The organism is Streptococcus sp. FDAARGOS_256, assembly GCF_002289235.2.
Taxonomy (GTDB): Bacteria; Bacillota; Bacilli; order Lactobacillales; family Streptococcaceae; genus Streptococcus.
In genome coordinates this window covers 77,711-94,150 of record NZ_NTGM02000001.1, presented here as the reverse complement: position 1 = coordinate 94,150, position 16,440 = coordinate 77,711, and the positions used below count along the sequence as shown (strand labels likewise).

Genomic DNA, 16,440 nt, shown 5'->3' with positions numbered 1-16,440 from the left:
AGGTTTTTCTTATTCATAAGTTACAACTGTGATGGCACCCTTGTCATACTCAGCGATAAAGATATTGGCCACATTGTCATGCCCTTGTTTGCTGAGATTATCAAGCAACCACTCTTCGCTACGGCCAATATATTCCAAAACATCGACTTGGATCACACCGTCAGTCACAACTGGATACTTAGGATTTTCATCTCCCATTTGGACCACGATGAGTTGGCCATTTTGCTCCTGCACAGCTCGTTTGACCTGTTTCATCTGGAAAATTCCTTGGTTACGAAGTTTGAGAGCAACTTCTGCTGCAGACAAACCAACTGAACGACAGGCTTCTGGGTCAATCTGCCCATTTTTGATAAGGAGAGTTGGTTTTCCATCAATCAAGCGTTTGACAAAACGAACATTGTTATTGAGCCACTTGAGGGTCAAGACCAAAATCGTCCACATCATCAAAATCACTGCGTACTGGAGAATGCTGATAGAACTATTGTAAATCACCCCACCGATGATACCACCGAGAACATAGTTCTGAATTTGGTCTGTCGCAGAGTTAGGCGCTAGGTTTCCCTTTCCTGTCACATTGATAACAAAAACAAGAGAGAAGAGCCCCAAGGCCAGTTTGATTAAAATTTCCATATAATTGAGTGTCATTTGTTTACCTCCACCAATTCAATAGCGTCTGTTTGATGCAATTCTAATTTCTCTAAAAGATACTTGTCTGGTTGGCTCCCGTTCATGGCGCGGTAGAAATTTGGACCTACCTTGACAAGCGCTCCATCAGTGGCTGCAGAAGTATTGACATAAACTTCTGATTTATCCACTCTCAAGTCTTTGGAAACAACCTCTATGAAATGAAGTGAAGTTTGAAATTGGTTGTTAGAGGCTTGATTGGTCTGGTATTTTGAGATTGTCACCAAAAGCATGGCCACCAAGGTCAAGGCCAAAATCATGACCAATTCCCGAAACTTAGTCCCCTTTTTATCTCGATAGGCTTTAAAAGCAAAAAATCCTGTGATAGCTAGGAGCACAATCCCAAAGCCAATCATCATTCCATTTTGCTGACTGATTTGGCTAAGTACATAGTCATATGAGTAAAATTTCATTTATTTTCACTCCCTTTCATAAAATCATTCTTAATTATAAACGAAAGAGAGTGATTTTTCAAGCCATACGTTGGGTAAATGGACCTTTTTTTGGTATAATAAAATCTATAATCTGAATGAAAAAGGTAACTTTATGAAACTCATCTCATGGAATATTGATTCCCTCAATGCTGCCCTAACTAGTGACTCAGCTCGTGCCAAATTGTCCCAAGAAGTACTACAAACCTTGGTCGCCGAAAATGCTGATATCATCGCTATCCAAGAAACCAAGCTTTCTGCCAAGGGGCCTACAAAGAAACACTTGGAAATTTTAGAAGAACTCTTCCCAGGCTACGAAAATACGTGGCGCTCTTCCCAAGAACCTGCCCGTAAAGGCTATGCTGGAACCATGTTCCTTTATAAGAAAGAACTTACACCTACTGTCACTTTCCCAGAAATCGGTGCCCCTTCTACCATGGACTTAGAAGGTCGTATCATCACTCTAGAATTTGATGAATTTTTCGTAACCCAAGTTTACACACCAAATGCTGGCGATGGCCTCAAACGCTTGGAAGAACGTCAAGTCTGGGATGTCAAATATGCGGAGTATTTGGCTGAACTAGACAAAGAAAAGCCAGTCCTTGCAACCGGTGACTACAACGTAGCCCACAAGGAAATCGACCTTGCAAATCCTGCCAGCAATCGCCGTTCACCTGGATTTACAGACGAGGAACGTGCTGGTTTTACCAACCTTTTGGCAACTGGATTTACCGACACCTTCCGCCATATTCACGGCGATGTCCCCGAGCGTTATACCTGGTGGGCGCAACGCAGCAAGACTTCTAAAATCAACAATACAGGCTGGAGAATCGACTACTGGCTCACTAGCAACCGCGTGGCTGACAAGGTGACCAAGTCTGACATGATTGACTCGGGTGCGCGTCAAGACCACACACCCATTGTCATAGAAATTGAGCTCTAAGGAGAAAGCTAATGGACTATCAAGCTGTCATTCCTGAATTTGTAGTATCTGACCTCGAAAAGTCACGCCACTTCTACTGCGACTTGCTGGGATTTTCTGTCGAATACGAGCGTCCAGAGGAGAAATTTCTCTTCCTCTCGCTTGAAGACTGCCAACTTATGCTAGAAGAAGGAAACCCCGAGGAGCTGGCTAACCTTACCTACCCTTTTGGAAAAGGTGTCAACCTATCCTTTGGTATAAAGGATGTCCCACAACTTTATCAAAAAGTGACCGAGGCCAACTATCCTATTTATCGTCCTTTGACTAAACGAACATTTCGTGTTGGGGATCATTATATCTATCCTCACGAATTTGCAGTTTTGGATCCAGATGGTTATTTTTTAAGATTTAGCGAATAGAAGAATAAAAGACTACAATACTTTCTAGCATTGTAGCCTTTTATTCGTTCGCTTTTATGATCTATTTACTAACAAAATATTTGATTTATAAAGCTAATTGGTGTAAAATAAAAACATTGGCAGCTGCCTATTTAAAATTAAATATCATTTTACTTGTTTATGTCGTGAATTGGCACGACGTTTCTACAAGGTGCCGGAACACCTAACAATGAGTAAGTCTGTTGAGGGTATGTTTTTAGACATACCTATTTTGAGGGCTTGCTTATCTGTTAAGTAGGTCCTTTTTTCTAGCCCTTTTTGAGATGATAAAGGCGATAGAAAAACACAAAAGAGTTTAGACTTCAGGAGGTCTTATGAAATTATTAGAAGAGCGCATCCTTCAGGATGGGCATATCTTGGGTGACAACATCCTCAAGGTAGATTCCTTTTTAACCCACCAAGTTGACTATCGTTTGATGCGGGAGATTGGTAAAGTTTTTGCGGAAAAATTCGCATCTGCTGGAATTACCAAGGTTGTAACGATTGAAGCTTCAGGGATCGCCCCAGCTGTTTTTACAGCTGAAGCCTTAGACGTTCCCATGATTTTCGCAAAGAAAGCTAAAAACATCACCATGAACGAAGGCATCTTAACTGCTGAGGTTTACTCCTTTACCAAACAAGTGACCAGCACGGTTTCCATCGCTGGAAAATTCCTCTCACCTGAGGACAAGGTCTTGATTATCGATGATTTCCTAGCCAATGGACAAGCTGCCAAAGGCTTGATCCACATCATCGAACAGGCCGGAGCTAAAGTCGAAGCCATCGGTATTGTTATCGAAAAATCCTTCCAGGATGGTCGTGATTTGCTTGAGAAAGCTGGCTATCCAGTTCTATCACTCGCTCGTTTGGAACGTTTTGAAAACGGTCAGGTCGTATTTAAGGAGGCAGATCTCTAATGCAACAACAAGAAAAACACTCACAAGCAGCCGTTCTTGGCTTGCAGCACTTACTAGCCATGTACTCAGGATCTATCCTAGTTCCTATCATGATTGCGACAGCTCTTGGCTATTCAGCTGAACAGTTGACCTACCTAATCTCCACAGATATCTTCATGTGTGGGGTAGCCACCTTCCTCCAACTCCAACTCAACAAACACTTTGGTGTTGGACTACCAGTCGTTCTTGGAGTTGCTTTCCAGTCAGTAGCTCCTTTGATTATGATTGGTCAGAGCCACGGTAGTGGGGCCATGTTTGGTGCCCTTATCGTATCAGGAATCTATGTGGTTCTGATTTCAGGTATTTTCTCAAAAGTGGCCAATCTCTTCCCATCTATCGTAACAGGATCTGTTATTACGACCATCGGACTAACCTTGATTCCTGTCGCTATCGGAAATATGGGAAATAATGTTCCAGAACCAACTGGTCAGAGTTTGCTTCTAGCTAGCATTACGGTTCTGATTATCCTCTTGATTAATATCTTTACCAAAGGATTTATCAAGTCTATCTCCATTTTGATTGGCTTGGTCCTTGGGACTGCTATTGCCGCTACCATGGGCTTGGTAGACTTCTCTCCAGTCGCTGCAGCTCCACTCGTTCACATCCCAACTCCATTTTACTTTGGCGCTCCAACTTTTGAAATCTCTTCTATCGTCATGATGTGTATCATCGCAACGGTTTCCATGGTGGAGTCGACTGGTGTTTACCTAGCTTTGTCAGATATTACCAATGACCCAATCGACAGCACGCGCCTTCGCAACGGTTACCGCGCAGAAGGTTTGGCTGTCCTTCTCGGAGGAATCTTTAACACCTTCCCTTATACAGGATTTTCACAAAACGTTGGCTTGGTAAAATTGTCTGGTATCAAGACTCGTCTGCCAATCTATTATGCAGCTGGTTTCCTAGTCCTCCTTGGACTCCTACCTAAGTTTGGTGCCCTTGCCCAAATCATTCCAAGTCCTGTCCTTGGTGGTGCTATGCTGGTGATGTTTGGTTTTGTTTCCCTTCAAGGGATGCAAATCCTCGCCCGCGTTGACTTTACTAACAATGAACATAACTTCCTTATCGCAGCTGTATCCATCGCTGCAGGTGTAGGTCTAAACAATAGTAATCTCTTTGTCAGCATGCCGACAGCCTTCCAAATGTTCTTCTCAAACGGAATCGTCGTAGCCAGCCTACTCGCCATTGTACTCAATGCAGTATTAAACCGGAAAAAGAAATAAGAAAAAGAGGTGTGAGCCTCTTTTTTTGTTTCTCTATATCCTTACCTGTCTATCTTCTGACCGTTGGCCCGTGACAAACATGGTGAAGGTTGCCTTGCAGACATTTCTGCCATCTTGATTGGTAATATCGACATCCACGACACAAGTTGTGCGACCATGATGGACACATTCTCCTTTAATGGTCAGTACATCGTCAAGTTTTCCTGCCTTGAGGTAGTTGATAGAGGATTGGAGCGTCACTCCATCAAGCCCTAGAGAGATGACTACCAAACCACTGATTTGGTCACAAAGGGTGAAGAGATAGCCACCATGGGCATTGCCATAATAGTTGAGCGACGAGTCCACTACTTTTGTCGTCACCACAACATGACCATCTCTCATTTTTTCTATTTCGTAATTTTCAAAGGCCGATATAGCGTCAAAATGAAAATCTTTCATCGTTTCCTCCTGATAGTTCAAACGACACTATGATACTACTTTTTATAGGACTGTGCAAGGAGAAAGCTCCTAGTCTGGTAAAATTCCGACCTGTTCTACAAAGCGCATAAAGGCTACCTGTCCTTGTTCCGTCTGCTTGTAAACCCCTGCGTCCTCCAAAACACGCGCAAAAATAGCGCCCACAGAGTCCTTGACGATTTCAAGGGCTTTTTCTTTATCCGCTAGGTCCGGATGTTGATCTTTGAGCTGGTCTGCCCATTCCTGATGATAAGAGGCAACTGCTTCATCATCGCCTACAAGATAGCTGGCAACTTGCTCCACTTCTGCTTTCAGACGTGGTGGCAAAATAGCCAAGCCCATGACCTCAATCAAGCCGATATTTTCCTTCTTGATATGTTGGACATCCTTGTGGGGATGATAGATGCCATCAGGATGCTCTGGCGATGTCTGATTGTCTCGCAAGACCAAGTCCAACTCAAACTGTCCATCGCGTTTACGGGCAATGGGGGTAATGGTATGGTGTGGTGTCCCGTCTGTCTCTGACAAAATCTGTACTTCAGAGTCTGAATATTGCCGCCATTCCTGCAAAATCTTGTCAGCCAAGTTGATCAAATCCTCTTTGGAATCCGAGGTCAAACGTAGCACTGACATAGGCCACTTGACAATCCCAGCCTTGACCTGTTCAAAACCAGCAAATCGGAAAGTATTTTGCAAGGGAGCCAATTCCATAGGAAATACGTGACGGCCTCCCTGATAGTGATCATGAGTTAGAATAGATCCCCCCACAATTGGTAAGTCCGCATTTGATCCCGCAAAATAGCCCGGAAACTTCTCTACGATAGCCAGCAGACGCTCAAAACTCTGACGACTAATGGCCATGGGACGGTGCTGACCGTCTAAGAAAATACAGTGCTCATTAAAATAAGCATAGGGCGAATACTGGAAGCCCCACTCCTGACCCGCCATTTCAAAACGGATAATGCGGTGGTTGCTACGAGCTGGATGGTTAACCCGACCATGATAGCCTTCGTTCTCTAGACAAAGCTGACACTGGGGATAATTGCTAGCTTGCACCAACTTGGCTGCTGCAATCTCCTTTGGATCCTTTTCAGGCTTAGAGAGGTTGATGGTGATTTCTAGATCTCCGTAGTCAGATGGTACTCTGTAGGCGATATTTTTAGCAATGGCCTTGAGTTTGATGTAGTCATTTTTCTGACTGAGTTGGTAAAAATCCGCTATCGCTTGCTCAGGAGAGTGGGCATAGGTTGTCCAAAAGTCACGATTGACCTGACTTGGACAAGGGGTTACCAAGTCCATCAGTTCAGCACCGAGGATTTCACGCGCAGTCTGACTATCTTCAATCGTCTCTAATCGAACCGCTTCCTCAACCAACTGGTCTTTGAGGTCAATCACTTTATCTAGATCCGTCTCAACTTCCAAAACACCTTCGCCTACTCGTGCCAAGATACGATTGGTCAGGTAGATTCGATCCATTTCCTCAAATGAACTTTCAGCAATAACGTGTGTTACAAATTTATCTACTAAGGTCACTATAGAGCCTCCTTTTAACTAGTCAAGGACGCGAGTGCCACCTGCAACTTCAGCGATATAGAAGCTTGGAGCGTATCCAACGACTTCCTCGTAGTGCTTGCCTACAGCTTCCTTAAAGGCCTCAACAGCGTCTTTTTGCACCAAGGCAATGGCACAGCCACCAAAACCTGCTCCTGTCATACGAGCACCAAGAACACCTTCTTGATCCCAAGCTGTGTGAACAAGTGTGTCCAATTCCAAACCTGTTACTTCATAGTCATGTTCTAGAGAGACGTGAGAAGCATTCATCAAGCGACCAAATGTTTCCAAATCACCTGCTTGAAGAGCTGCTTGAGCTTTAAGAGTACGTTGGTTTTCAAGCACAGCATGACGAGCACGTTTCAAACGATTTTCGTCTTTAATCAGGTAGCTGTATTGGTCAAAAGCCCACTCATCCAATTCACCCAAGGTCTGAATATCCAAGGCAACTTGCAATTCTTCCACTGCTTTTTCACACTCAGCACGGCGTTCATTGTACTTAGAGTCTGCTAGTTCACGACGTTTATTGGTATTCATAATAACAACGACATTGTCTTTTAAATCAAGTGGCACCAAGTCGTATTCTAGAGTGTTGGTATCTAGGTAAATAGCACGTTGGTCAGCCCCCATACCGATGGCAAACTGGTCCATGATGCCAGAGTTGACTCCGATAAAGTTATTTTCTGTTTGTTTTCCAATCTTAACCAAATCCAAACGATCTAGTCTTAAATCAAAGAGATACTCTGCCACAACCCCTGTCAAAAGTTCCAAGGACGCTGATGATGACAAGCCAGCACCATTTGGGATATTCCCATAAACATAAAAATCAAACCCTTTGTCAATCACATGTCCAGCTTCTTGCAAGAAATGAAGAACCCCTTTTGGATAGTTGGTCCAGCTGTGCTCTTTTTCAAACTTGAGGTCAGTAAGAGGCACCTCGATGATACCCTTGTCCTCAAAGTTTGCTGAGTAGAAACGCAAGACTTGGTCGTCACGCTTGCGAGCTGCCCCATAAGTTCCCAAGGAAATAGCTGCTGGGAAAACATGTCCACCATTGTAATCCGTGTGTTCACCAATCAAATTGATACGACCTGGTGAAAAGAAGGTTTGATCTGCTTCCTGACCAAAAACGGCAAGAAAGTCTTTGCGAAGGGCTTCAGAAGTAAGATGTTGTGTCATATAAATTCTCCTTTGACTATCCGTTAAGTCACCTTAACGTGTAATCGTTTTCTTCTATTGTATCCAAGGCTTTTACCAAGGTCAATCCTTTTTACTAAAGTTTTACTAAACAATCAGTAAAAAGAAGAAAAATATGATATACTAACCTAAAAGGAGGAGGATTTATGGCTACCTTAAAAGACATTGCACAGCTAGCCTCTGTCTCTATCGCGACCGTATCCCGTGTCCTCAATCGCGACCAGAGTCTATCTGTTACAGAAGAAACCAGACACCGTATTTTAACTGTCGCTGAAGAGCTGGGCTACACCAAGCATCTCAAGACAGGCGAATCCCACAAGCCCAAGCAAAAGATTGCCATTATCCAATGGGTCAGCGAACAAGGGGAGTTGGACGACCTCTACTACTACCAGATTCGTCTCGGTATTGAAAAAAGAGCCCAAGAGTTGGACTATGATATCTTACGCTATTTTAACGACCATCCTTTTACATTAAGCGAGGAAGTGATTGGCATTCTCTGCATCGGAAAATTTAGCCAAGCTCAGATTGCTGCCTTTGAAGAATACCAAAAACCTTTAGTCTTTATAGACAGTGACACCCTCTCATTAGGTCATACCTGTATTATCACTGACTTTTACACTGCTGTGAAACAAGTTGTAGACCATTTCCTCAGTCAAGGGATGAACTGTATCGGAATTCTCACAGGTCTTGAGGAAACAACCGACCAAGAAGAAATCATCCAGGATAAGCGGCTAGAAAATTTCAAAGACATTACCCAAGCAAAAGGTATCTACCATGAAGAACTGGTCTTTCAGGGGAGCTTTACTGCCCAGTCTGGCTATGACTTGATGAAGGAGGCCATTCACAAGCTAGGAGAACAATTCCCACCAGCCTTTTTCGCAGCCAGCGATAGTTTAGCCATCGGTGCCCTCCGTGCCTTTCAAGAAGCTGGAATTAGCCTACCAGACCGCGTCAGCCTCATTTCTTTTAACGACACCAGCCTGACTAAGCAGGTCTATCCTCCCCTTTCTAGCATCACTGTCTATACCGAAGAAATGGGCCGAGCAGGGATGGATATTCTTAACAAGGAAGTTCTACACGGTCGCAAAATACCTAGCCTAACCATGCTGGGCACCAGACTGACATTGAGAGAAAGTACACGGAATGAATAGAATATCAAAACGACCTCTTATTGAGGTCGTCTTTTCTAATGATGATGCCCATGCTTCTGCTCTAACTCTCTCACCCTCCGCCTATGTTGCGCATGATTGCTTTGACTGCTGTCCACTTCAATAGTGATATTCTGCACGCCTCTTTCTTCTAAACATTGACGCACCACTTCTTTGGTCTCCATCATCTGCTCCCAGTCCTTGATACAAATGTGAACAATAGCATTGTTCTCTAGACCGTCCATGGACCAAATGCTAAGTTGGTTAACACTTTTGACATTGGTCAGAGCCTCTATATCCTTCTCCAGATCACTTGTCTCGACCCCTTCTGGCACAGCATCTAGGAAAATCTTCAGTGCGCTCCAAAAGCGAGGAATGGCTTTCGACAGAATAAAGATGGAAATAACCAGAGATAAAAACGGATCGAGGATATACCAATCTGTAAATCGGAGGATAATGGCCATTAGAATGACGGCCAACCAACCAAGAGTGTCTTCCAAAAAATGCAAGCTAAGAATTGACTCATTCTTTGTCTTTTCTTTACGAACTACCAGACTTGCTAGTACATTGATAACTACTGCAATGATTCCCAGCCAGAGGATGCCATTCTCATTGACGGGTTGCGGGTGAGCAATCTTTGTGATATTTTCCAAGATCACTAGGACAGACCCTATCATAAGAATCACAGCCGTTAGCATGGCTCCTAAAAGGCTAAAACGTTTGTAACCCAAGGTGTACTGCCTATCTTCTTCACGATTGGAGATTGTTTCTAAAAGGGCTGATAGGCCAATAGCCATAGCATCTCCCAAGTCATGAACAGAATCAGCAAGAACTGCACTCGAACCAAAGATTCCTCCTGCGATAAACTCAACAATCGCATAGCTTAAATTTAAGAAAAAAGCTAACCAGATAGATGTTTTAGGACTCATTTCTCTCCCTCCTTTGGTATAATGGGTATATACATACTTCTTTCATTTGTATTATCTAATAAAATCCAAAGAAAGGATAGAAGCAAACTGTAAACTATGTTCAGTTCTGAACAGTTTGTCTCAAGTGTCTATATGCCAAAAAGAGACCGTCGGGTTAGTAAGACGAAAAAAGCTATCTATCAAGCTTTTTTACAACTTTTGAACGACAAGGGCTATGATGCCACTACTGTCCAGGATATCATTGACCTAGCAGATGTTGGACGTTCTACTTTTTACTGTCACTATGAAAGTAAGGAACTCCTTTTAGATGAGCTCTGTCGCTACCTCTTTCATCATCTCTTTGAAAGGGAAGGACACTTTACGACCAAGGATTACCTCGCACATATCTTTTTACATTTTCAGAAAAACCAGGACCATGTCACCAGTCTCCTTTTTTCTAAAAACGACTACTTCCTCCGCCAACTACACAAGGAACTCGAACACCACGTTTATCCCATGGTGGCGGATGACTTGCAAGAGGCCTATCCAAACATTCCGGCCTCCTACCTCCAGCATTTTGTTGTGACGAACTTTATCGAGACCCTAACTTGGTGGCTAAAAAAAGGAAAATCTTATACCGAAGAGCAAGTGGTGAGATTTTACCTTGATGTAATGGAGATGACCTCTACAACTCCACTTGATAACTAAGCCTGAAACTCAGAAAGGAACCAACTATGTTAACTTCGATGATTCTAGGAATACTAACAATTGTACTAGCTCTCGCCTTCTCATTGCTTCACCTTGCTGCTGCCTTTTCAGCCATGAAACAAAAGAACTACAGTTTGGGAAACAAGTGTATCTTGGTCGGCAGTTGTCTCACCTCTTTGGCTCTAGCTATCTTTTACTTCGTTCCGCTTGCAACCATTCTTCTATGGATTGTGGGCTCGAGTATCGTCTGCTATGGAGCCTACTGGAACGGCCAACAGAAAGAAAGTCAACATATCTCGCACCACATCGTTCGTATAACGAGCGCTATTATCATTACGGTATTATTCATTTTGCTCTAACACAAAAAGGATCATCTGATCCTTTTTTACTTTTTAAGCACTCTTTGCAGCCTTACTCCACTGATACTACCCAACTAGACTATTGATCAAGTAAATCAGGTATTTCCCTTGGATTTGCAGGCTTTCTCCCCACCAGAGATAGATAGAAAAGACATTGGTAGCTGCCCAGAATATCCATTGTTCACGGTAAACAGCTGTCATGAGGATTTGCCCAACCCCATTGGTCGCATAGGTGATGGAATCGCGATAAGGACGATTGGCTCCGATAGACTGATAAATGAACCCAAATACCAACCACCAAAGAATACTAATGGAAAGATACTTGGTCCAACCCTTGCCGTCCAGTTTACGCGCGACAAACTCCTGCTTTTCCTTTTTAAACTGCGCCTGGTAGATCCACACTAGAAGTCCAATTGGCTGCATAATTGTAAAATAGAGAGTTGTTAAAACCTCACCATAGAAGCCTTTTTGAAGGGCAAGCACCAGATAAATGATGGAATTAATCAAACCAAATAGGTAGTTACTAGCACGACCTTCAGCTTCTCAAAGAGTAGAAAAAAGGTTAGTAAGGCTTGAGAGATGAATCATTTTAAAGGCAAACAATTCCAACAAGACGTCATCATTGTCGCTGTTGGTTATTACCTACGTTACAATCTGAGCTATCGTGAAGTTCAGGAATTGCTTTATGACCGTGGAATAAATGTTTGTCACACTACGATTTATCGGTGGGTTCAAGAATACAGTAAAATCCTCTATCATCTCTGGAAAAAGAAAATTAAACAGTCCTTCTATTCGTGGAAAATGGATGAAACCTATATCAAAATTAAGGGGCGTTGGCATTATCTCTATCGAGCGATTGATGCGGACGGTTTAACATTGGATATCTGGTTACGAAAGAAACGTCGAGCAGACGATAACAGCTATAAGTTAGAAGATACCGCCTATCAAGAAGATAAAGCACGCAAAGCAGAAACCGAAGATAAGCTAGCTATTGAAGCAATGAAAAGCAAGTACACCACGCTATTGCTAGAAAATATGTTGCTAAGTCCGTTTGAAATGCAAGATACAAAAATCATGGCAGGATTGCAAGTCCATGTTTACCCCCTCTATGACGAACTGAAAGAATTAAGAGGGCTAAATAGTGTTAAAGACCACTTGTCTTATGTTACCAGCAGACGTGAAGAATATTCTAAGCATAATATCGCACGCTACCTCAAAAAAGCCATTGAACAATATCTACCAACGGTTAAAAGGCAGGACTTAAACCATGAGTGAAGACTAAAAAACGATCAAAGAGCTGGCGGATGAGTTGAGTGTTACAAAACAAAATATTCAATATCACTACCAAAGGTTACCAAAAGAATTACAGCTTAAAAGTTCCAATGGGTCTAATCTAATAAATTCTAAAGCAGAAAAAATAATTTTAGGTAAAGTAGAAAGTAGTAGCAAATCAAATACCAAAGACCAACAAATAAGTAGCAAAGACCAACAAATAGAAAAACTAACTAATTTGTTAGACCAGTAACAACGATTAGCCTTGCAAGATAAAAAGTTGCTAGAAGAATACAAGGCGGAAAATGATAACTTAAAAGCCCTCAAAATGCCCTCACAGGAAACAGAATTCAAACACTTAGACAATCAATATAAAGATGAAGTGAACGCTCTTAAAGAGAAGTTGGAAAATTTGCAGGAACAAATCAAAGATCAAAAAAGGATAGAAGAACAAGAAAAACCAATAAAATGGTGAGGACTATGGCGAAAATAGATGATTCAGTTAAAAAGAAAGTTCCAGAATTGCGATTTAAAGTATTCACGGATGAATAGGAACAGCGTAAGTTGGGAGACGAAGTTCGAATAGTGATGGGACAGCCTCCTAATTCAGAAAATTATACTGATGATCCTAATGGACGCTAAAAATGCGAAGACCTATGAAGACCTATTTTGTATTAGTCAAACAAAAAATCCAAAAGAAATGGTATATGATTATGACCATGAAACAAAGTAAAATCAAACCGAGTGATCTGAGGAAGCACCCGATGATCATGAAACGTTATTAAACACAAAAGTCACCCATGTGAGTTCTTGCCAGAAGCTGAAGTTAATCCTTCAACCTGGAAAACCCGCAGAGGTGACTTTTTCTATACATCTCGATTTTTCTGGCAATAATCATTAACCGATAAATATGTCTGTGAATCACCCAGCGACTCCGCTATGTCCATAATCCGCGGTGGTAGTAATCCCACTCGCTGGACAAGTTCGTGATTGCTGAACAATTCCCGTGGACTGCCGGCGAAGCCAAACTTCCCGTGTTCCATAACATACACCGACTCAAACTCGGCGGCGACCCAATCCATGTCATGGGTGATGGTCACAACTTGGTGGCCCGAATCAGCCAACTGATGGAAAATTGCGGTCAACTTGCGCCGGCTTTCCCAATCAAGCGACATCATCGGCTCATCAAATAAATAAATCGCCGGATCCACTGCCAAAACTGTGGCAACGCTCAACAGCTTGCGTTCCGACAATGACAGGTCATATGGACTTTCAGCTGTTTTATCATCCAAGCCAACTCTTTTTAGAGCCGCTAAAGCCCGCCTCGTAATCGTGTCGTGGTCATCCATGACCTGCGCGACATTCCACTCCACCTCTCGTTGAACGGTCGGGTTGAAAAGCTGATCGTCAGGATTCTGAAAAGTAATCCCAACCTTCAGTAACTTTTCGACTGGTTTAAGATCATTAAAATTTTCTCCATCGATCTTAATCACACCGGTTTGTGGTGTCAGCAAACCCGTCAACAATTTGAAGAGCGTTGATTTGCCGGCACCATTTTGGCCGACAATCGCCACCATCGGATCGGCGAAGTGTTTGTCTTCAACATCCAAGCTAAAGGACCGTTCCGGATAAGTGAACGTCAGGTGACTCAGTTCAATTGTGGACATAACGAACCTCCTTCAGATCAGCGTAATTCACCGGATACCGGCCATCAGCCAAGTGCCAATCCATTTTTTGAGCAAGTTGCTGGATTGTCGGGGCTGGAATCTGCCAGTCAGCTGCCAAATGATTAAACACCTCACCCGGCCTGCCCTGGGCTACCATTTGTCCCTCGTGCAGCACCCACACAACGTCGGCGACTTCGCACAAATCGTCAATTTCACTGGTGACAATGAAGACAGTCGTCTCTTTGACTTGGGCCAGCCATTGGAAAAATTGCCGGCGGCCAAGGGGATCCATCTCACTGGTCGGATCATCCATAATCAAAACAGCCGGATTAGCCACAATCGCCGTGGCAATTGCCAACCGCTGGATCTGACCACCGGAAAGGCTCTCGGGACGCAAATTCAGCTGTTCAATCAGCCCCATTTGCGTGGCAACTTCTTCAACCCGTTTTTGAATCAGTCCTTCAGCCATTCCCTGATTAATCAAGTCAAAGGCGATTTCATCGGCAACCGTGTCTGCCAACCCGCTTAGTTGGCCAGCTGGATTTTGCAGTACAACTCCATTCATGGCATTATAAACGGGCCAATTGTCAGACACTCGCTGGCCAAACATGTGCCAATCGCCCTCAATCTCAGCAGACACAATTTTGGGAATGACCCCTGCCAGCACACGGCACAAAGTCGATTTGCCGGAGTGGCTATTCCCGATAATCCCAACCACCTGGCCGGTATGAACCTCCGCGTTAATCTGACGCAGTTGTGGTTGCTCAGTACCCGGATAACGGGTGGTCAAATTTTCAATTACAATCCGTTTATCTTCGTCCATATCTTCCACCCAATCAATAAAATTGCCAATCCAGTCAGACCAATGTGCAGCGTCCGCGACAGGCGATACACGCGCTGGGAGGTTCTGACAGTCCGGTTGAGATTATCAAAACCTCTCAATTGGAGAGAAATCGACCGCGTCATCGATTGATCCAAGGTCTTAATCACCAATGGAATTAGAACCGGCAGGACTGACTTTAATTTCTGAATCAATGTTTTTTGCGGATTGGTTCCGCGAACTTTTTGTGCCTGCTGGATTTTCCGCATATTGCGCATCATTTCCGGCAAAATATAACACACCGACATCAGAACGTAGACGGTTTTATAAGACAATCTGGACAGTTCCAAATAGGCCGCGTTTTCTGAAATACTCGTGGTCACCATAAAAAAGCCACTGGTCAAAATAATCACCAATACTCGACAACCCAGAGTGGTGGCGTAAATCAGGCCTTCTTTGTAGAACGACACCCCAAGCACAGAAAACAGCACAGTTTGATTCCGACTGTAAAATAACCCTTGGATGATCAGCATGGTGCAAATCAGAAACAGGCTGAATCCCAGCGCCTTAAAGGTGGTAGAACTCAATTTGGAAAATAACAATAGCAGTGTTGCGACAAGAATTAATCCGGCCTGAAGCAATAAATTCATACTGGCAAAGCTCAACAACGTCATGTCCAAGATGAACAAGAGCTTAGTAATCGGATCGATCACTTGGTACCACTTGAGCTTGACCCGTGGCGCTCCAGAAATCAATGTTTTATCAGTCATCATTTATCATCGCTAAAGAAGTGCACCATCCGCTTCGGCAGCTGACGATAGATGAAGAGTGCCAGGTAGGCCACACAGACTTTATCCAAAATATCCAAGACAAACTCATCGGTAAATGAGGCCAGCCACACTGGTACATGATTGGCGACCATTACCGCAAACAATGAGTCACCCCAAGCGATACCGGTCTGACCACCCCAAAAGATGACGTTGAGTGGCGTTGAAATGACAGCTGAAACGATGGCAATAATAATAGCAGAAACAAATACTCGTCGCGCTGACGAGAACCACCCATTGGCGTGCAAAACTCCGACAGCAATCCCAATTCCGATGCTGGTAATCGCATACACGGTTGAAATTGGCGATAAGGTCAGCCCATAGATCACGTTGTTGATGAAACCACTAATGGCACCGGCAACCGGCCCAGCCAACATACTGGTAAGAAAGGTTCCCAAAGACCCCAGCCAAACGGGCAACTTTAACCCCTCCGCCAAGGCTTTGGCAACATAGTTAATCCCCACGGCAGCGGGAATCAAAGTCATGGTGGCAGCACTTAACTTAAATTTCCACATACTGGTACGATGAATCGGTTCTGTTTTCATAATCTTCTCCTTTTGTTTTTAAAGAGCCGTGTCTGGATAGACTTTCGGACGCAACGCTCTATTATATATCTACTGAACTGTCTATACACAAGATTTCCATCCTTAGTCGACATGAGCTGAAAATCGTTATTTGTTAAGTAGTTCACAACACATTATACACCTATTATCTGAATAGTCAAGTGTATTTACAGTAAAATCTTGGAAATTCCTGAAAATTTTCTCTTATACTCTTCGAAAATCAAATTCAAACTACGTCAGCGTCGCCTTACCGTATATATGTTACTGACTTCGTCAGTTCTATCTACAACCTCAAAGCTGTACTTTGAGCA

The 16,440-nt window shown here is 43.3% G+C and carries 20 protein-coding genes, 1 pseudogene and 1 riboswitch; of the genes and pseudogenes, 10 read left to right on the top strand and 11 right to left on the bottom strand.

Going from position 1 to position 16,440, the window contains the following annotated elements; all coding sequences use genetic code 11:
• Positions 1-9: 9 nt before the first annotated feature.
• Together A6J84_RS00710 and A6J84_RS00705 are read right to left on the bottom strand one after the other, a co-directional pair.
• Entirely contained in the window at positions 10-645 is a 636-nt protein-coding gene (locus A6J84_RS00710; protein ID WP_095725838.1) for a DUF421 domain-containing protein, read from the bottom strand.
• On the bottom strand, positions 642-1,097 hold the full coding sequence (locus A6J84_RS00705) for a DUF3290 family protein (RefSeq protein WP_095725837.1): 456 nt from the start codon (positions 1,095-1,097) through the stop codon (positions 642-644). The genes A6J84_RS00710 and A6J84_RS00705 overlap by 4 nt, the downstream gene beginning before the upstream one ends.
• Positions 1,098-1,230: 133 nt before the next feature.
• Between A6J84_RS00705 and A6J84_RS00700 the strand changes: the two genes are divergently transcribed.
• The 4 genes from A6J84_RS00700 (at position 1,231) to A6J84_RS00685 (ending at position 4,653) form a co-directional block, all read left to right on the top strand.
• A complete protein-coding gene (locus A6J84_RS00700; RefSeq protein WP_095726475.1) occupies positions 1,231-2,058 on the top strand; it encodes an exodeoxyribonuclease III in 828 nt (275 codons plus the stop codon).
• Between the two features lie 11 nt (positions 2,059-2,069).
• Positions 2,070-2,456: a bleomycin resistance protein gene (locus A6J84_RS00695; protein WP_095725836.1), complete on the top strand. Its 387-nt coding sequence runs from the start codon at positions 2,070-2,072 to the stop codon at positions 2,454-2,456.
• 133 nt (positions 2,457-2,589) lie between these two features.
• A riboswitch (purine riboswitch) is annotated at positions 2,590-2,685 on the top strand.
• Positions 2,686-2,809: 124 nt separating this feature from the next.
• Positions 2,810-3,391 (top strand): xanthine phosphoribosyltransferase, encoded by a 582-nt coding sequence (locus A6J84_RS00690; RefSeq protein ID WP_000770432.1) that lies wholly within the window; start codon positions 2,810-2,812, stop codon positions 3,389-3,391.
• Positions 3,391-4,653, top strand: a complete 1,263-nt coding sequence (locus A6J84_RS00685; protein ID WP_095725835.1) for a nucleobase:cation symporter-2 family protein — start codon at positions 3,391-3,393, stop codon at positions 4,651-4,653. Before A6J84_RS00690 ends, A6J84_RS00685 begins: the two co-directional genes overlap by 1 nt.
• A 33-nt stretch (positions 4,654-4,686) precedes the next feature.
• Here A6J84_RS00685 and A6J84_RS00680 read toward each other — a convergent pair whose 3' ends face one another.
• The 3 genes from A6J84_RS00680 to A6J84_RS00670 form a co-directional block, all read right to left on the bottom strand.
• Positions 4,687-5,091, bottom strand: coding sequence for a PaaI family thioesterase (locus A6J84_RS00680; protein ID WP_070568184.1), 405 nt, complete (start codon positions 5,089-5,091; stop codon positions 4,687-4,689).
• Positions 5,092-5,160: 69 nt separating this feature from the next.
• Positions 5,161-6,642 (bottom strand): UDP-glucose--hexose-1-phosphate uridylyltransferase, encoded by a 1,482-nt coding sequence (locus A6J84_RS00675; RefSeq protein ID WP_095725834.1) that lies wholly within the window; start codon positions 6,640-6,642, stop codon positions 5,161-5,163.
• Between the two features lie 18 nt (positions 6,643-6,660).
• On the bottom strand, positions 6,661-7,839 hold the full coding sequence (locus tag A6J84_RS00670) for a galactokinase (RefSeq protein ID WP_095725833.1): 1,179 nt from the start codon (positions 7,837-7,839) through the stop codon (positions 6,661-6,663).
• A 164-nt stretch (positions 7,840-8,003) separates the two neighbouring features.
• On the opposite strand from A6J84_RS00670, the gene galR reads away from it, so the two are divergent.
• Positions 8,004-9,008 (top strand): DNA-binding transcriptional regulator GalR, encoded by a 1,005-nt coding sequence (gene galR, locus A6J84_RS00665; RefSeq protein WP_095725832.1) that lies wholly within the window; start codon positions 8,004-8,006, stop codon positions 9,006-9,008.
• Positions 9,009-9,043: 35 nt separating this feature from the next.
• Here the strand turns inward: galR and A6J84_RS00660 are convergent, their stop codons facing one another.
• On the bottom strand, positions 9,044-9,934 hold the full coding sequence (locus A6J84_RS00660; protein WP_095725831.1) for a cation diffusion facilitator family transporter: 891 nt from the start codon (positions 9,932-9,934) through the stop codon (positions 9,044-9,046).
• A 132-nt stretch (positions 9,935-10,066) separates the two neighbouring features.
• Between A6J84_RS00660 and A6J84_RS00655 the strand changes: the two genes are divergently transcribed.
• Both A6J84_RS00655 and A6J84_RS00650 read left to right on the top strand, forming a co-directional pair.
• The gene (locus A6J84_RS00655; RefSeq protein WP_042902742.1) at positions 10,067-10,621 is read left to right on the top strand and encodes a TetR/AcrR family transcriptional regulator; all 555 of its coding nucleotides are present in this window, start codon (positions 10,067-10,069) and stop codon (positions 10,619-10,621) included.
• A 26-nt stretch (positions 10,622-10,647) separates the two neighbouring features.
• Positions 10,648-10,980, top strand: a complete 333-nt coding sequence (locus tag A6J84_RS00650; protein WP_095725830.1) for a glucuronide permease — start codon at positions 10,648-10,650, stop codon at positions 10,978-10,980.
• Positions 10,981-11,046: 66 nt separating this feature from the next.
• Here the strand turns inward: A6J84_RS00650 and pnuC are convergent.
• Positions 11,047-11,520: pseudogene (gene pnuC / locus A6J84_RS00645) on the bottom strand (nicotinamide riboside transporter PnuC); the annotation flags it as partial.
• 39 nt (positions 11,521-11,559) lie between these two features.
• Between pnuC and A6J84_RS10185 the strand changes: the two are divergent.
• The 3 genes from A6J84_RS10185 to A6J84_RS00630 are packed head-to-tail and all read left to right on the top strand — an operon-like array spanning position 11,560 to position 12,727.
• Positions 11,560-12,255: an IS6 family transposase gene (locus A6J84_RS10185; RefSeq protein ID WP_095725829.1), complete on the top strand. Its 696-nt coding sequence runs from the start codon at positions 11,560-11,562 to the stop codon at positions 12,253-12,255.
• A gap of 13 nt (positions 12,256-12,268) precedes the next feature.
• Entirely contained in the window at positions 12,269-12,505 is a 237-nt protein-coding gene (locus A6J84_RS10315; protein ID WP_312023052.1) for a plasmid replication protein, read from the top strand.
• A gap of 12 nt (positions 12,506-12,517) precedes the next feature.
• Positions 12,518-12,727, top strand: coding sequence for a hypothetical protein (locus tag A6J84_RS00630; protein ID WP_001152919.1), 210 nt, complete (start codon positions 12,518-12,520; stop codon positions 12,725-12,727).
• Between the two features lie 391 nt (positions 12,728-13,118).
• Here A6J84_RS00630 and A6J84_RS00625 read toward each other — a convergent pair whose 3' ends face one another.
• Genes A6J84_RS00625 through A6J84_RS00610 form a run of 4 tightly spaced genes read right to left on the bottom strand, consistent with a single transcriptional unit; the run spans position 13,119 to position 16,111 of the window.
• Complete coding sequence (locus tag A6J84_RS00625) at positions 13,119-13,919, bottom strand: energy-coupling factor ABC transporter ATP-binding protein (RefSeq protein ID WP_000103848.1); 801 nt, start codon at positions 13,917-13,919, stop codon at positions 13,119-13,121.
• Complete coding sequence (locus A6J84_RS00620; protein ID WP_000343048.1) at positions 13,906-14,742, bottom strand: ABC transporter ATP-binding protein; 837 nt, start codon at positions 14,740-14,742, stop codon at positions 13,906-13,908. The genes A6J84_RS00625 and A6J84_RS00620 overlap by 14 nt, the downstream gene beginning before the upstream one ends.
• Complete coding sequence (locus tag A6J84_RS00615) at positions 14,718-15,509, bottom strand: energy-coupling factor transporter transmembrane component T (RefSeq protein ID WP_185758134.1); 792 nt, start codon at positions 15,507-15,509, stop codon at positions 14,718-14,720. Before A6J84_RS00615 ends, A6J84_RS00620 begins: the two co-directional genes overlap by 25 nt.
• Complete coding sequence (locus A6J84_RS00610) at positions 15,509-16,111, bottom strand: ECF transporter S component (RefSeq protein WP_095725827.1); 603 nt, start codon at positions 16,109-16,111, stop codon at positions 15,509-15,511. Before A6J84_RS00610 ends, A6J84_RS00615 begins: the two co-directional genes overlap by 1 nt.
• Between the last annotated feature and the right edge of the window lie 329 nt (positions 16,112-16,440).

What these genes read in the sequence shown, in the direction of transcription:
- A6J84_RS00710 (WP_095725838.1), bottom strand. Translation starts at nt 645, where the DNA reads ATGACACTCAATTATATGGAAATTTTAATCAAACTGGCCTTGGGGCTC.
- A6J84_RS00705 (WP_095725837.1), bottom strand. Translation starts at nt 1,097, where the DNA reads ATGAAATTTTACTCATATGACTATGTACTTAGCCAAATCAGTCAGCAA.
- A6J84_RS00700 (WP_095726475.1), top strand. Translation starts at nt 1,231, where the DNA reads ATGAAACTCATCTCATGGAATATTGATTCCCTCAATGCTGCCCTAACT.
- A6J84_RS00695 (WP_095725836.1), top strand. Translation starts at nt 2,070, where the DNA reads ATGGACTATCAAGCTGTCATTCCTGAATTTGTAGTATCTGACCTCGAA.
- A6J84_RS00690 (WP_000770432.1), top strand. Translation starts at nt 2,810, where the DNA reads ATGAAATTATTAGAAGAGCGCATCCTTCAGGATGGGCATATCTTGGGT.
- A6J84_RS00685 (WP_095725835.1), top strand. Translation starts at nt 3,391, where the DNA reads ATGCAACAACAAGAAAAACACTCACAAGCAGCCGTTCTTGGCTTGCAG.
- A6J84_RS00680 (WP_070568184.1), bottom strand. Translation starts at nt 5,091, where the DNA reads ATGAAAGATTTTCATTTTGACGCTATATCGGCCTTTGAAAATTACGAA.
- A6J84_RS00670 (WP_095725833.1), bottom strand. Translation starts at nt 7,839, where the DNA reads ATGACACAACATCTTACTTCTGAAGCCCTTCGCAAAGACTTTCTTGCC.
- galR (WP_095725832.1), top strand. Translation starts at nt 8,004, where the DNA reads ATGGCTACCTTAAAAGACATTGCACAGCTAGCCTCTGTCTCTATCGCG.
- A6J84_RS00660 (WP_095725831.1), bottom strand. Translation starts at nt 9,934, where the DNA reads ATGAGTCCTAAAACATCTATCTGGTTAGCTTTTTTCTTAAATTTAAGC.
- A6J84_RS00655 (WP_042902742.1), top strand. Translation starts at nt 10,067, where the DNA reads ATGCCAAAAAGAGACCGTCGGGTTAGTAAGACGAAAAAAGCTATCTAT.
- A6J84_RS00650 (WP_095725830.1), top strand. Translation starts at nt 10,648, where the DNA reads ATGTTAACTTCGATGATTCTAGGAATACTAACAATTGTACTAGCTCTC.
- A6J84_RS10185 (WP_095725829.1), top strand. Translation starts at nt 11,560, where the DNA reads ATGAATCATTTTAAAGGCAAACAATTCCAACAAGACGTCATCATTGTC.
- A6J84_RS00625 (WP_000103848.1), bottom strand. Translation starts at nt 13,919, where the DNA reads ATGTCCACAATTGAACTGAGTCACCTGACGTTCACTTATCCGGAACGG.
- A6J84_RS00620 (WP_000343048.1), bottom strand. Translation starts at nt 14,742, where the DNA reads ATGGACGAAGATAAACGGATTGTAATTGAAAATTTGACCACCCGTTAT.
- A6J84_RS00615 (WP_185758134.1), bottom strand. Translation starts at nt 15,509, where the DNA reads ATGACTGATAAAACATTGATTTCTGGAGCGCCACGGGTCAAGCTCAAG.
- A6J84_RS00610 (WP_095725827.1), bottom strand. Translation starts at nt 16,111, where the DNA reads ATGAAAACAGAACCGATTCATCGTACCAGTATGTGGAAATTTAAGTTA.